General features: G+C 67.5%; 9 protein-coding genes and 1 tRNA gene. 8 read left to right on the forward strand and 2 right to left on the reverse strand.

Annotation, left to right across the window (positions count from 1 at the left end; translation table 11 throughout):
- The first annotated feature begins 58 nt into the window (after window positions 1–58).
- Window positions 59–2,011 (forward strand): FAD/NAD(P)-binding domain-containing protein, encoded by a 1,953-nt coding sequence (locus BJG92_RS03740; RefSeq protein WP_232082682.1) that lies wholly within the window; start codon window positions 59–61, stop codon window positions 2,009–2,011.
- 143 nt (window positions 2,012–2,154) lie between these two features.
- On the opposite strand, the gene BJG92_RS03745 is transcribed toward BJG92_RS03740, so the two are convergent.
- Together BJG92_RS03745 and BJG92_RS03750 are read right to left on the reverse strand one after the other, a co-directional pair.
- Window positions 2,155–6,705, reverse strand: a complete 4,551-nt coding sequence (locus BJG92_RS03745) for an ExeM/NucH family extracellular endonuclease (RefSeq protein WP_232082683.1) — start codon at window positions 6,703–6,705, stop codon at window positions 2,155–2,157.
- Between the two features lie 651 nt (window positions 6,706–7,356).
- Window positions 7,357–7,444 (reverse strand) — tRNA-Ser (locus BJG92_RS03750).
- A gap of 160 nt (window positions 7,445–7,604) precedes the next feature.
- On the opposite strand from BJG92_RS03750, the gene BJG92_RS03755 reads away from it, so the two are divergent.
- The 7 genes from BJG92_RS03755 (at window position 7,605) to BJG92_RS03785 (ending at window position 14,273) form a co-directional block, all read left to right on the forward strand.
- Complete coding sequence (locus tag BJG92_RS03755; protein WP_232082684.1) at window positions 7,605–8,588, forward strand: NAD(P)H-quinone oxidoreductase; 984 nt, start codon at window positions 7,605–7,607, stop codon at window positions 8,586–8,588.
- Window positions 8,589–8,745: 157 nt separating this feature from the next.
- Window positions 8,746–9,282, forward strand: a complete 537-nt coding sequence (locus BJG92_RS03760; RefSeq protein ID WP_232082685.1) for a PadR family transcriptional regulator — start codon at window positions 8,746–8,748, stop codon at window positions 9,280–9,282.
- 172 nt (window positions 9,283–9,454) lie between these two features.
- Window positions 9,455–11,746: a carbon starvation CstA family protein gene (locus BJG92_RS03765; protein WP_232082716.1), complete on the forward strand. Its 2,292-nt coding sequence runs from the start codon at window positions 9,455–9,457 to the stop codon at window positions 11,744–11,746.
- A 13-nt stretch (window positions 11,747–11,759) separates the two neighbouring features.
- A complete protein-coding gene (locus BJG92_RS03770) occupies window positions 11,760–11,951 on the forward strand; it encodes a YbdD/YjiX family protein (protein ID WP_232082686.1) in 192 nt (63 codons plus the stop codon).
- Window positions 11,952–12,129: 178 nt separating this feature from the next.
- Window positions 12,130–12,846 carry a bacterial proteasome activator family protein gene (locus BJG92_RS03775; RefSeq protein WP_232082687.1) on the forward strand — a complete coding sequence of 239 codons (717 nt, stop codon included), beginning with the start codon at window positions 12,130–12,132 and terminating at the stop codon, window positions 12,844–12,846.
- Window positions 12,847–12,853: 7 nt separating this feature from the next.
- Complete coding sequence (locus BJG92_RS03780; RefSeq protein ID WP_232082688.1) at window positions 12,854–13,309, forward strand: hypothetical protein; 456 nt, start codon at window positions 12,854–12,856, stop codon at window positions 13,307–13,309.
- Between the two features lie 118 nt (window positions 13,310–13,427).
- A complete protein-coding gene (locus BJG92_RS03785; RefSeq protein WP_232082689.1) occupies window positions 13,428–14,273 on the forward strand; it encodes an aldo/keto reductase in 846 nt (281 codons plus the stop codon).
- Window positions 14,274–14,334: the final 61 nt, after the last annotated feature.

Consider the following 14,334-nt stretch of genomic DNA (forward strand, 5'->3'; position numbering starts at 1 on the left):
GGTAGCAAGTCACCGCCGCCGTCCGGGACGACGGCGGCGTACCGATACGCTGGATGCCGTGGGTACATCGCAGAGCATCCGGACGGCACTGATAGGCGCCGGTCCCCGGGGCACGAGTGTCCTGGAGCGCCTGCTCGCCAACTGGAGTCCGGAGGGGCCCGGCAGTACGCTGCACATCGACGTGGTCGATCCCTATCCCGCCGGTCCAGGGCACGTCTGGCAGCCCGGCCAGTCCCGGCTCTACCTGATGAACACGCAGTCCTTCTACCCCACAATCGTCCCGGAGGATGAGGATCTTGCGCGGCCGCTGGCCGGAAGCACTTTCGACCGCTGGCGCGAGCTCCAGCGGGCGAGCCCCTGCCCCTCGCTGACCGCCGCGGAACGCACAGAGCTCGCCGGGCTGGGCTCCGCCGACTTCCCCAGCCGCGCCCTCTACGGGCGCTACCTCCGCTCCACCGTGGAGGACTTGCTCACCCGGGTGCCCGACGGCGTCACGGTGGACTTCCACGAAACGACGGCGACCTCCGTCTGCGAGACAGCTCCCGGCGAGGGTGGCGGCCGAGCGAGGTTCGACGTCGGGCTTGCGGACGGCGCAGTGCTCGGCGCCGACTCCGTGGTGCTGGCCCTGGGCCACCTCGCGTCGCGGCTGAACCCGGAGCAGCGGGAGCTGCAGTCCGCGGCGAACGAGCTTGGCCTGCTCTACCTGCCGCCGGCGGCTCCGGCCGACGTCGACTGGTCGTGCGTGCCGGCCGGCAAACCGGTCCTGGTGCGCGGAATGGGCCTGAATTTCTTTGACGCGATGGGCCAGCTGACCGAGGGGCGCGGCGGCCGGTTCCGCACCGCGGACGACGGCGGGCTCAGCTACGTGCCCTCCGGCCGGGAACCGCTCATCATCGCCGCCTCCCGCCGCGGCACCCCGTACCGGGCCAAGGCCGGCCTCGCCGGGTATTATCCGGCCGCCGTGACCCTGCGCTACTGCACCGAGAAGGCGCTCGCGAGGTTCGCCGAGGCCGGCATCCAGCCCGCCTTCGACCACGACCTCTGGCCGCTCCTGCACCGCGACGCCATCTGGGCCTACTACTCGACACTCGCGCGCTCGCAGCCGGGCGCCCTTCTCACGGATCCCCGGGCGTTCCTGGCCGCGCTGGCGGAAGCCCTGCGTCCGCACGCGCACTCCACGGCCAAGTGGGAAGACACCGTGGATTCGGTGCTCGATGTGCATGTCCGCCCCGCCCACCGGCTGGACCTGCTGGGCCTTGCAGCGCCCCTGGCCGGGAGGTCTTTTGGTTCCCGGGCGGAGCTCGACGCCGCCGTCGTCGAGTATCTGCTCGATGACGCCCGGCGCTCGGCGCTGGGTGAGGACGATCCGGTGAAGATGGCCATCGGGGCCCTGCATCACGGCCGGGCGGCGCTCAAGACGGCGGTGGCCGACGGCGGCATCACCGACGAATCGTGGGTCGCCGGGCTCCGTGGCTGGTTCGAATCCTTCGTGGAAGGACTCGCCAGCGGCCCGCCCGCGCTCCGTGCCGCACAGCTCGCCGCCCTGGTGCGTGCCGGCGTCGTCCGCTTTGTGGGGCCGGACCCCAAATTTGCCGTGGACCGCAAGTCCGGGACCTTCACGGCCGCGTCACCCTGGGTCGGCGGCGGGCCGGTCAGCGCAGTGGCCATGGTCGAGGCGCTCGCGCCGGCCAACCGGGTGGCAGTCAACGAGTCGCCCCTGCTGGAACAGCTGCTCGCCGAGGGCCTGGTCCGGCCGCGCCTCATGATGACGGTGGAAGGTGTCCCGGTGCAGACCTCCGGGCTTGACGTCACTCCGCACCCGTACCGGCCGCTGCGTGCGAACGGCTCCGTGACGGAAGGCCTCTACGTCCTGGGCCTGCAGCTCTCCGCTGCGCAGTGGGGGATCGCCATCGCGGCCGAGGCCCGGCCGACGTCGGGCCCCGTTTACCGCAGCGGCCAGCGCACCCTTCGGGACGCCGACGAGATCGCCCGGGGCATCCTGGGACGCTAGGGGCGCGCAGCAGACCTCGGCATCAGACCCCCGCAACGAAAAATGAGCATGCCCCACCCCCGGGCCGAGCAACGGACATCTTGGCACTATGTCCGCCGCTGCAGCCCAGGGGAGGGCATGCTCACTGGTGCGGGGCTAGGAAACTAGCCCTTGAGGCACTTCTGGTACTGGATCCAGGCGATCGTGTACTTGATCCACCCGAACACGTCGTACCACTTCTTCGGCGGAACCGGGGCGGTGCACGTCGGCGGGACGGGCGCGCTGGCGGCGACCAGCACGTCCGCCTTCACCACAGTGGCGGATTCGACGGCGGTGAGCACCAGGGTGCCCGTGCCGGCGGCCGCGCCCGCGGGAACCTTCACATCCACTGTGGCGGCGCCGGCGGTAACCGGTACCGTCCCCAGAGCCGTGACGGTGCCCTTGGCATCTGTGAACTCGGCGCGCAGCGAGGCGTTGGCCGGGCTGCCCAGCGAGGTGAGGTCCAGCTTGGAGACCGCCAGGGTGATGGCTTCCCCGCTCTTGACCTGGGCGGCAGTGGTGTTCACAACTGCCACGGAACGGCGGGCGAAGTCGGGCGAGACCGGGTTGTGGGTCTGCAGGTGCTTGATCCACGCGTCACGGTCCACGAGTCCTGAGTCCTTGGTGCCGGTGCCGGACTTGAAGATGCGGAAGTTGTCTCCGCCGGTTGCCAGGAAGTTGAACGTGCCGATCCGGTAGGACTTCGCCGGGTCGACTACCCTGCCGTTGACCCGGATGGAGGTGATCCGGTCTCCGGCGGCGCGGGCGGCGTCGTAGGTGTAGTTGACGTTCTTGGACAGGCCCAGCTGCTGGTAGGCGCGGCTGGGAACCGTGCCGTCAGCGTTGGTCTGCCACTGCTGCTCCAGGAGCGTCTTGAACTGCGCCCCGGTCAGGGACGTGGTCCACAGATTGTTCACGAACGGCAGGACCGCATTGGCCTCGGCGTAGGTGATGGTGCCGTCCGGGGCGTAGTACAGCTCATTGCGCAGACCGCCCGGATTGACGACGCCGATTTCGGCGGCGCCGAGTTCCGGCGCCTTGAGTGCGTCCACGAGGGAGTCGGCCACCAGGTTGCCCAGGGTGGATTCGCTGGCACGGTCATCACGCACGGCTGGGGAACCGGCGAACGCGGTGGTGATATCCGCGGTCACCTTGCCGACCGGCTGGTTGCCGACCGCTGCCGCGTCGGCGACGGCCTTGTCAACAATGGCCTTGACCGCCGCAACCCGAGGGTAGGCGGCCACGAGGTCGGCGGCCGGCTGCTCCGCGGTGGTGGTGCGCTTGACGTTGCCCGCCTTGTAGCCGGTCACGGACATCGTCTTGGTGTCGATGGTCAGCTGGATCTGGCCGATGTACTCGCCGTAGTTTCCGGTCTGGACGATCGGGCGGGTCTTGCCCGTCGGCTGACCGGCAGAATCCAGTACCGGGGCGTCCCAGGAGTACTGCTTGTGCGTGTGGCCGTTGAAGATCGCGGCAACGTCCGGAGTGACCTCCTTGATCATCCTGGCGAAGGGTCCGCCGGCGGCGACTTCCTGCTCCAGGGTGGCGCCTTCGGGGGCACCGGAACCGGCGCCGTCGTGGTTCTCCACGATGATGACGTCGGCGAGCTTGCCGGCCTTGATCTTCGCGGCGACGCGGTTGATGGCGTCCACGGGATCGCCGAACTCGAGATCGGCGATGCCCGCGGGGGTGACCAGGGAAGGCACTTCCTGCGTGACAGTGCCGATCACGGCGACCTTCACACCGTTCATGTCCAGCACGGTGTACTCCGGCAGGGCCGGTTCGGTGGTGCCCTTCTTGTAAACGTTGGCACCCAGGTACGGGAACTTGGCGTTGGCGCCGCCGGCGATGACCCGGTCACGCAAGTCGGCCCAGCCGCCGTCGAACTCGTGGTTGCCCACCGCGGAAGTCCGCAGGTCCAGGGCGTTCAGCACATCGATGGTCGGCTGGTCCTTGGCGATCGCCGAGGCGAACAGCGAGGCGCCGATGTTGTCGCCAGCCGAAATGAAGGCCGTGGCGCCCGGGGCGGCAGCGGCACGCAGCTTCTCGATGGTTCCCGCGAACAGCACGGTGTTGGAATCGATGCGGCCGTGGAAATCGTTGATGCCCAGGAAGTTCAGGTCAACGCTGGCCGGGGTGACGGGCAGGTTCAGGCCCACCACCACCGGATCGTGGTCGCTCGCCCGGAACTGGTTCGGAGCGTAGTAATCGGTGACGTTGTTGTTGTAGCGGCTGTACTCCAGCGCCACGGACTCCACCGAGTTGATGTTCCAGATGTCAGCGCCGGTGACCGCGGCATTGGCTGCGGGGGAGGCGAGGATGTGGTCCAGCGAGCCCACGAGGCCGCCGAAGAGGTAAGAGTGCTTCGCGGTGCCGTCGGCGTTCTTGGCTTTTTCGTCCTGGTTGACGTACCCGGCGCCCGTGAGGACGTTGAGCGGGTCCTCCTTGGCGTAGGAGTTGAAGTCGCCGATCAGGAAGACCTTATCGGTGCCCTTGGACTTCTGCAGGTCATCCGAGAACGCGAGCAGGGACTTGGCCTGCGCGGTGCGGGCAAGGTTTGAGTTGCCCTGGCCCTTGTCGGTGTCGTCCGGCGTGGCAGCCGAGCCCTTGGACTTGAAGTGGTTGGCGATCGCGATGAACTTCTTGTCATCGGCGGCGCCGACGGGCTTGAAGACCTGGGCCATCGGCTTGCGCGCGCTGGAGAAGGCGGCGGTGTCGTTGTGGATGATGGACTCGCCGATGGGTTCGGCGACGGCCTTCTTGAAGATGAACGCGGTGCGGATGACGTCCTCGTCCGCCAGCGGGGGAGCGTTCGCGGGTGTGCGGACGTAGTCCCAGATGCCGGGCGTGGCGATGTTCAGGGCGTCAACCAGCTTGGCGAGGGCATCGTCACGGTTCTTGCCGAACTTGGCCGAGTTCTCGACCTCCATCAGGGTGACGACGTCGGCGCCGGACTTGGAGATGGCGGCAACGATCTTGTCCTGCTGGCGCTTGAAGTTCTCGGCGTTCGCGGCGCCGCGGACGTCGCAGCCGCCCTTGACGGTGATGGGGTTCCCTGCCCGGTCCGGGTAGAACGTGCAGCCGGAGACCTGGTCGCCGGTGGTCGGGAAGTAGTTCAGTACGTTGAACGAGGCAATCTTGAGGTTACCGCCCACGGACGCCGGGGCCTCAGCGCGGGTGGCGCCGAATCCGGCCGGCTGGACCGCGTCCGCGTTGGCGGCGGTCAGCTGGGTCAGCGGCTGGAACTTCCAGGAGTTGTTGGCGTAGCTGAGCACCACGTTGGTCTTGAACGTCACCGGCGCGCCCACCCGGACGGGGTCCGCGGTGGTCAGGTACGGCAGCGTCAGGGCCTTGGTGCTGGCGTCCTTGAGGAAGTTGGTGCTGGCGCCGTCGTCGAGCTTGATGCCGCGCGCGGCGTTCGCCGCAACGGTGGCGGTGTACTCGGCGGAACCGTAAGGGGCGACGGCGGTCGGCTGCTCCAGCGCGGTTGTGCCGCCGGCCAGGCCGATCTCGCCGTACTGGTTGAGCGAGAAATTGTCAGCGACCGTGACAGGACCCTGCGGCGTCAGCAGCATGGCCTCCAGGGATTCGCGGAATGACTCGTCCGCCGGGAGGGCGAAGCCGGTGGCCTTGACCTCGGGGGCGGCGTCGGTGAGCTTGGTGACCCCGGCAGCGCCGGCGACGTTGAGCTGGGTCATGCCGTAGAACTCGGCGACATCGCCGGTGACTTCGAGGTAGTCGCCGGTCTGCACGGACGCGACGGCGGACGGCGCGTAGACGAAGATGGCGTCCGACGCCGTGTGGTTGGCGGGCGTCAGGTCGCCGCCGGTGCCGGGGGTCTGGAGATAGAAGCCGGCGAAGCCGCCGGTCGGGAACGTCGCGGTGACCTTGCCGCGGGTGGTGACGGGCGAGCCGGCGAGCGGGCTGGCCGTGCCGGTGCCCTGGATCTCGGCGATGCTCTTCAGCGCCGGGGGAGTCACCGGTCCGGGGTCAACCGGTCCGGGAGCGGCGGTGCCGTTGGCGGCCTTGGGCGTGATGGCGGCGTTGAGCGTGAAGTCGGCGGCGTTGTTGTTGCTGTCCGCACCACCGGTGCGGTTCATGCTCTTGACGTCCGTGTTGCCCGACGGCGCGGTGGCGGCCTGGGTTTCGAAGGTGTTGGAGCTGCCGTAGCCGAGCAGATCGGCAACGTTGGCGGGTTCGATGACCGAGCCGGTGGCCAAAGGGTTCAGGGCCGTGGACTGCTTGGCCAGGACGATCGTGCCGCCCCCGCCCGCCGGGTTGAATCCGGTGGCCGTGGCATCGGCGGCGGGCAAATCCAGCCCCACAGTGCCGTTGCTGCCGCCCTTGAACAGGTAATACCCCTTGGCCGGGATGGTGCCGGCGAGAGGCGCGGTGGTGCTCGGTCCTGCGGTGCCGGTGGCGGAGCGGTACTGGATGGACCAGCCGTCCAGCGAGACCGGGGCGTCCGAGCTGTTGTACAACTCGACGAACTTGTTCTTGTAGGCCGCTCCGGCGCTGCCGCCGCTGAGGTAGGCCTCGCTGATGATGACCGGCGAAGTGCCGGCCGCTGCCGGGGAGACCTCCACGGCGAACGCCGGCACGGCTGCCAGCGGCGCTGCTATGAGCGCCGCAGACAGTGCTGTGCCCAGCGCTGTTTTCCAAGGTGTGTATTTCATCCGCTCTAACTCTCATGAGGGTGCCCAGGTATGGGCTGGGTGGAATGTGTCCGGGAAGATGGCCCGCGGACCGGCCGGTCTGCTCCTGGTCAAGCAGTTCCGGGCACAGCAAATCAGTGGTGAATGAACATAAGGTGGACTGCATGTGCATTCGGCGAGACGGCCCCCAGCGGAACGCCTCACAGGCTCCCTGGAGACCTCAAAGGCGGCCCCAGAGACGGTGTGGGCAGAGCTTGTGAACTGCGCAAATGTCCTACGCGCGGCGGCTCCGGGCGCCGGGCATGCCAAAAGAATACCGGCCAGTTTCCGGGAAGGAAGAGGCCGGCCGGCATTTACTGCAGCAGTTTTCCTGGAGTTTTTCCTCAGCTTTTCTGAAGTTTTTCCGGGCGCCCGATCCGCTGGGGCCAGGCCTCAGCGATTTTCGGCGACGATCTTGAACACGGCTCCGGTGGGATCCGTAAGGGTGGCGACCCGTCCGAAAGTACTGTCCTCCGGTGCGTGGATTAGCTTTGCGCCCCTCGACACGCTGTAGCGCGGCCAGGTGGCCGTGCTGTCGCCTGGGGCTCTCGATAACCCGAGGGCCGACCACCGGCGGAACGCAAAAATGCCCCCGGCTCTGCGGCAAGCGCATTAGCCAGGGGCATCATTTCGCGGAAGGTAAGAGATTCGAACTCTTGGTACGGGGTCACCGCACACTGGTTTTCAAGACCAGCTCCATCGGCCGCTCGGACAACCTTCCCTAACCAGTAGTGTTCCACAGCCGGTGGACAGCCACAAAAAACGCGGCGGCGCTCGCGGACGGTCGCAGCTACCCCGCATACTCTGGGAGTGGTGCTGCCGGACGTGGTGTGCCGCAGGAGCATCCCTGCACGAAGTCAGTTAGAAAATCGGAGTTCTCCATGAAGGCTGTCTACATTTCAGAGCCGGGCGGGCCCGAGGCCCTGGAGATCCGTGAGGTCCCGGCCCCGGTGCCCGGCCCCGGCGAGGTGCTGATCGACGTCGTCGCCGCGGGACTCAACCGTGCCGACGTCCAGCAGCGGAAGGGCCTGTACCCGCCGCCCCCGGGCGCCTCCGAGATCCCCGGACTGGAAGTTTCCGGCAGGATCGCCGGCTTCGGCCCCGGCGTGAGCAAGCCATTCTCCATCGGGGACAAGGTGGTTGCGCTGCTGGCCGGCGGCGGCTACGCCGGGCAGGTCGCTGTTCCGGCGGGGCAGGTCCTGCGGGTTCCCGACGGCGTTGACCTGGTCACCGCCGCATCCCTGCCGGAAGTGGCGGCCACGGTCTACTCCAACCTGATCATGACGGCCCAGTTGCAGCCGGGCGAGACCGTGCTCATCCACGGCGCCACGGGCGGCATCGGCACGATGGCCATCCAGCTCGCCAAAGCCTTCGGCGCCCGCGTGGCTGCGACGGCGGGGACCGCGGAGAAGGTCGGCACGGCAAAGGCGTTCCTGGGAGCGGACATCGCGATCAACTATGCCGAGGAGGACTTCCCGGAGAGCCTTCGTGCGCAGAACGACGGCAAGGGCGCGGACGTCATCCTCGACGTCGTCGGCGCAAAATACCTCAAACAGAACGTCGAGGCCCTGGCGGACTACGGCCGGCTCGTGGTCATTGGGCTGCAGGGCGGTGCCAAGGGCGAGCTGGACCTCGGCAGGCTCCTGAGCAAGCGGGCCGCCATCATTGCCACGGCCCTGCGCCCCCGCCCGGTCGAGGAGAAGACCGTCATCATGGACGCGGTCCGCGACGCCGTCTGGCCGCTGCTGGCAGACGGAAGGATCCGGCCGCTCGTGGCGAGGACCTTCCCGCTGGACGAGGTCCGCGCCGCGCACCGCTACTTCGACAGCGGGGATCACGTAGGCAAGATCCTGCTGGTTATGTAGGCGGCGGCCGGCCAGGGGCGGCAGGGACGACGTATGCCCGGTATGGCATACGCCGGATTGCGTCCGGACCGTAAATGCCGGTACGGTAATTCCATACGCGGTATACACGCGTCTTGGGGCGCGTGTATGCTGTCGTCCCGCTACCTCCGGGAGCCCCATGTCGATTCGCCACAGCCTCCTCGCACTGCTGCAGGACCGGCCACGCTATGGCTATCAGCTGCGGCTTGAGTTCCAGGACCGTACCGGCTCGTCCTGGCCGCTCAATATTGGTCAGGTCTACACCACCCTGGACCGGCTGGAGCGCGACGGCCTCGTCCGCAAGGAAGGCGCCGACGGCGCGGGCCACGTCAACTACTCCATCACCCCGGAGGGCCAGGCCGAGGTCCGGGCCTGGTTCACGTCGCCCGTTTCGCGCGCCAATCCGCCGCGCAATGAGCTGGCCATTAAACTCGCGCTGGGGCTGACCCTTCCCGGAGTCGACGTCGGGGCAACCATCCAGGCCCAGCGCGCGGTCTCCATCCGCGCCCTGCAGGAGTACACCAAGGCCCGGCGCGACACCGCGGCGATGCAGCGCCACGCCGACACCGCCCGCCTCCTGGTCCTGGATTCGCTCATCTTCCAGACCGAAGCGGAGGTCCGCTGGCTGGACCTGTGCGAGGCCCGGCTCATGCAACTGGCCAACCCGCCGCTCTAGCGCTTCCCTTCTTCCTGGCGTTTCCCTACCGTTCGACGCCCCCGCCGGGCCGCCCGGCGCACCGCGGGCGCCAATCCATACCCCGCGGTTGCCAGGTTGGTAGGGTGCCTTGGGGCAGGTTTGTCGAGTGGATTTGCCCAGTTGGGATTCTCAAGGAGGAGACGTGGGCATCATGCCGCACAGCACGCAAAGTAATTTACAAGTCGATGATGGCATTGTGCCGGACCCGGCGCTCCCGCCCACTGGGATAGACCCGGGCGTCGCCGACGCCGAGGATCGCACCTGGACGCCGGCAAAAATCGCACTCTGGGCTGCGATCGCCCTGCTGGGCGGTGTTGCCTGGTTTATGCTGGCCATCGTCCGCGGCGAAACCGTCAACGCCATCTGGTTTGTCTTCGCGTCTGTGTGTACGTACCTGATTGGCTACCGCTTCTACTCCAAGGTCATTGAGCGCTACCTGACCAAGCCGAACGACCGCCGCGCCACCCCGGCCGAGTACAAGGCCGACGGCAAGGACTACGTCCGTACGGACCGCAACGTCCTGTTCGGCCACCACTTCGCCGCCATCGCCGGTGCCGGCCCGCTGGTTGGCCCGATCATCGCAGCCCAGATGGGGTACCTTCCGGGCACGATCTGGATCATCATCGGCGTCGTTCTGGCCGGTGCCGTCCAGGACTACCTCGTGCTGTTCTTCTCCATGCGCCGCGGGGGACGCTCCCTGGGCCAGATGGCGCGCGAAGAGCTCGGCGTGATCGGCGGCACCGCTGCCCTGGTCGCGACACTGCTCATCATGGTGATCATCGTCGCGATCCTCGCCCTCGTCGTCGTGAACGCCCTCGGCGAGAGCCCCTGGGGTGTCTTCTCCGTGGGCATGACCATTCCGATCGCCCTGTTCATGGGCGTGTACCTGCGCTACCTCCGGCCCGGCAAGGTCATGGAGGTCTCCCTCATCGGCTTCGTGCTGCTCATGGCGGCCATCATCGGCGGCGGCGCCGTCGCCGGCACCGAATGGGGCGCGGCCGTCTTCCACCTGGACAAGGTCACCATCGCCTGGGGACTCATCATCTACGGCTTCATCGCCGCGGTCCTGCCCGTATGGCTCCTGCTCGCACCCCGCGACTACCTGTCCACGTTCATGAAGATCGGTGTGATTGCGATGCTGGCCGTGGCCGTCATCGTGGTCCGTCCGGAAGTCACGGTCCCGGCGTTCAGCGAGTTCGCCAGCCGGGACAACGGACCGGTCTTGTCAGGTTCCTTGTTCCCGTTCCTTTTTGTCACGATCGCCTGCGGTGCATTGTCCGGCTTCCATGCCCTGATCGCCTCCGGCACCACGCCTAAGCTGCTCGAGAAGGAACGCCAGACCCGATTCATCGGCTACGGCGGCATGCTGATGGAATCCTTCGTAGCCATCATGGCACTCGTCGCCGCGATCTCCATTGACCGCGGCCTGTACTTTGCCATGAACGCCCCCGCGGCCCTGACCGGCGGGACCGTGGAGACCGCCGCGCAGTGGGTCAACAGCCTGGGACTGGCCGGCGTGAACATCACTCCGGATTTCCTGGCCGAGACGGCCAGGAACGTTGGCGAGCAGAGCATCGTTTCCCGCACCGGCGGCGCCCCGACCCTCGCGGTCGGGCTGGCACACATCATGCAGCAGTTCATTGGCGGCACGGCCATGATGGCGTTCTGGTACCACTTCGCCATCATGTTCGAGGCGCTGTTCATCCTGACCGCAGTCGACGCCGGCACCCGTGTGGCCCGCTTCATGTTGCAGGACTCCATCGGCAACTTCGTTCCCAAGTTCAAGGAGCACTCCTGGCGCCCCGGCGCGTGGCTGTGCACCGCAATCATGGTCGCGGCCTGGGGCGCCGTCCTGCTGATGGGCGTCACCGATCCGCTGGGCGGCATTAACACGCTGTTCCCGCTGTTCGGCATCGCCAACCAGCTGCTGGCTGCCATCGCCCTCTCGGTCTGCATGGCCATCGCGGCCAAGCGCGGGTCCTTCAAGTACCTCTGGATCGTCGCGCTTCCACTGACCTTCGCGGCCGTCGTGACCATCACGGCCAGCTTCTACAAGATCTTTTCGCCGGTGCCGGCCGTGGGCTACTTCGCTAACAACGCGGCCTTCGCCAAGGCCCTCGCGGACGGCAAGACCTCCTTCGGCACCGCCAAGACCCAGCTGGCGATGGAGGCCGTGGTCCGCAACACCATGATCCAGGGCTGGCTGTCGGTGATCTTTGTGGTCTTGAGCATCATCGTCATCATCACGGCGGTCCTGGCGACGGTGAAGGCATTCCGCAACGCAACGCGCGGTGTGCCGAACCCGAATCACGAGGACCCCGCCGTCGCGTCGCGCATTTTCGCCCCCGCCGGCGTGATCCCCACCCCGGCAGAGCGGGAGCTCATGGCCGAGTGGGAAAAACTCCCGGCCGATGTTCGGTTCGAAAAGGCCGGGCAGCACTGATGCGGCCGCGGACATGAACGCGGTGATTGACGGGTTCCGGGGTTTCGCCCGGTACCTGGGCGGCGTGATGGGCGCGGATGCCTACACGAAGTACCTGGAGCATCATGCAGCCGCGGGACAGGGCATTCCGCCGCTGACGGAACGGGAGTTTTGGCGGGACCACACGGACCGCCAGGACAGCAACCCGCAGAGCCGGTGCTGCTGACGGGCGAATGCTGCCTGTGTTGGTTGACCGGGCCGTGTTGATCGGCCGCTGCTTTCCGGAAGGCGCCGTTGTGCACCATCGTGCTCGACGGCGTCTTCCGCCGTTTCCGGCGTCGGCGGCCCGGGTGCCGCGTTGCGGCGCCCGGTTCGCCGCCCGCGGCTCGTGAGAGTATGAAGCCATGAGCGATCCGAACGCCACGCAGCCTGCCAACGGCGGTCCCGTCGAGGGGACCGCGCTGGATCCCGAACCCGCCCGGGATGGCAGCCAGGCGCCGCCATTTGCCGCGGCTGGAACGCCAGGACCGGCAGCCGGCGCGGGAGCACCGGGAGGCTGGGGAGCACCGGGAACGCCCGGAGACAGGCCCGCCGCGGCCCGGCCCAAAGCCAGCCAGCTCCAGGACATGGTGGATGAACCGGCCAAGGTGATGCGGATCGGAACCATGATGAAGCAGTTGCTGGACGAGGTGAAGTCTGCCCCGCTGGATGACGCCGCACGGGTCCGGCTCGCCGGAATCCACCGGCGCTCCATCAAGGAACTCGAGGCCGGCCTGGCCCCGGAGCTCGTCGCTGAACTGGAACGGATCAATCTGCCGTTCCCCGATGAGACCACCCCCACGGACGCGGAATTGCGCATTGCCCAGGCCCAGCTGGTCGGCTGGCTCGAGGGGCTTTTCCATGGCATCCAGACGGCCCTTGCGGCGCAGCACGCCGCCCGGGAACAGGCCAACGCCCAGCTGCGGCTCCGCCAGTTACCGCCCGGAACGGTGATTGCGCCGGGCGTCATTATCGGGGAAGACGGTGAACCGCAACGTGCCGCGGCGCCTAAGCCCGGCGCGGATGCCTCGCAGCGTCCGGCGCCGGCTGATCCGGAACATGGCCCCGGCCAGTACCTCTAGGACACCCTTGGGATTCTTCAGCACCGCCCGGCAGGGACGCAAAGACGACGCCGAGCTCGGCAAGGGCCTCTGGCGGCGCGCCCATGACCGCTTCATCCGTGGCCTGGACCGCTACCACCAGATCCTCGAGGGCGTAGAGGACGAGGCGCTTTATGCCGAGCTCCTGGAAATCGCCAACGAACTCTCGGCGCTTTCGGGCCGGGTCCGGAGCATCTGCGTCGAGGCCCAGCGCCGGTCCCCGAGCGAGGGCCTGGACATCCCCGGCGCGTTGTCCGGGGTCCACCGGGCGCTGTCGACCGCCGGCAACTCCCTGGCGACGACGGCCGAAGCCGCGGCGATGCTCCGGCTCGCCGTCGGGCCCGTCTCCGCAGGGGCAGAGTCGGTGCGGCGCCGCGCCGAAGCGGTGCTGGAGCACGTCAGTGACGCCGAACGGCGGCTGGCCGGGGACCCGCCCCGGAACTAAAGACAAGGAACAGAAACACGGCGGCACCCGGCTTGCCGCCGGGTATTCCCCGTTACGCGCGTAGCTTAGCCTCGCTTCTGCGCTGGCCCGTGGGCTGTGACGTTGGCAGGATAGTTCTATGACTCTTTCACCGGTACTGACTTTCAATGACGGCAACACCATTCCCCAGCTCGGCTTCGGGGTGTGGCAGGTTGAAGATGACGTGGCCGAAAAGGTGGTTGTTCAGGCGTTCGAGGCCGGCTTCCGCCACATCGACACCGCCAAGATCTACGGCAACGAAGCCGGCGTGGGCCGGGCGATCGGACGCTCAGGCCTCAAGCCTGAGGAAATCTTCATCACCACCAAGCTGTGGAACGCGGACCAGGGCTACGAGTCCACGCTGAAGGCCTTCGAGGACTCCATGGAGCGCCTCGGCCTGGAGACCCTGGACATGTACCTCATCCACTGGATGCAGCCCAAGCAGGACAAGTACGTGGACACCTGGAAGGCTCTTATCGAGCTGCAGAAGCAGGGCCGGGTGAAGACCATCGGCGTCTCCAACTTCACCAAGGAAGGCCTGCAGCGCCTGATCGACGAGACCGGAGTGGTGCCCGCCATCAACCAGGTCGAGCTGCACCCCTTCTTCAACCAGGCCGAACTGCGCGAATTCAACGCCTCCAAGGGCATCCTCACCCAGGCGTGGTCGCCGCTCGGCCAGGGCGGCGAGCTGCTGGAGAGCCCGGTCATCGGCCAGATCGCAGCCAAGCACAACGCCACTCCGGCCCAGGTCGTGATCGCCTGGCACCTGGCCATCGGCAACGTGGTCATCCCCAAGTCCGTGACCGAATCCCGAATCCGCGAGAACTACGCCGCGCTGGATGTCAGCCTGGATGAGACCGATGTGCAGGCCATCAACGGCCTGGACAACTCGGCGGAGGGTGCCGGCCGGATCGGCGCGGACCCGGCTGTCTCCGATTTCGCCTAAGCCACCCGCGTAACTGAGCAGGTCAACGGCCAGGCACGCTGGCTGCTGAGTCCGCGGCCTG

This window comes from Arthrobacter sp. SO5, from assembly GCF_020532805.1.
Taxonomy (GTDB): Bacteria; Actinomycetota; Actinomycetes; order Actinomycetales; family Micrococcaceae; genus Arthrobacter.

Excerpts from the sequence above, each read along its gene's own strand:
- BJG92_RS03745 (WP_232082683.1), bottom strand. The coding sequence starts at position 6,705 with ATGAAATACACACCTTGGAAAACAGCGCTGGGCACAGCACTGTCTGCG.
- BJG92_RS03755 (WP_232082684.1), top strand. The coding sequence starts at position 7,605 with ATGAAGGCTGTCTACATTTCAGAGCCGGGCGGGCCCGAGGCCCTGGAG.
- BJG92_RS03760 (WP_232082685.1), top strand. The coding sequence starts at position 8,746 with ATGTCGATTCGCCACAGCCTCCTCGCACTGCTGCAGGACCGGCCACGC.
- BJG92_RS03765 (WP_232082716.1), top strand. The coding sequence starts at position 9,455 with ATGCCGCACAGCACGCAAAGTAATTTACAAGTCGATGATGGCATTGTG.
- BJG92_RS03770 (WP_232082686.1), top strand. The coding sequence starts at position 11,760 with ATGAACGCGGTGATTGACGGGTTCCGGGGTTTCGCCCGGTACCTGGGC.
- BJG92_RS03775 (WP_232082687.1), top strand. The coding sequence starts at position 12,130 with ATGAGCGATCCGAACGCCACGCAGCCTGCCAACGGCGGTCCCGTCGAG.
- BJG92_RS03785 (WP_232082689.1), top strand. The coding sequence starts at position 13,428 with ATGACTCTTTCACCGGTACTGACTTTCAATGACGGCAACACCATTCCC.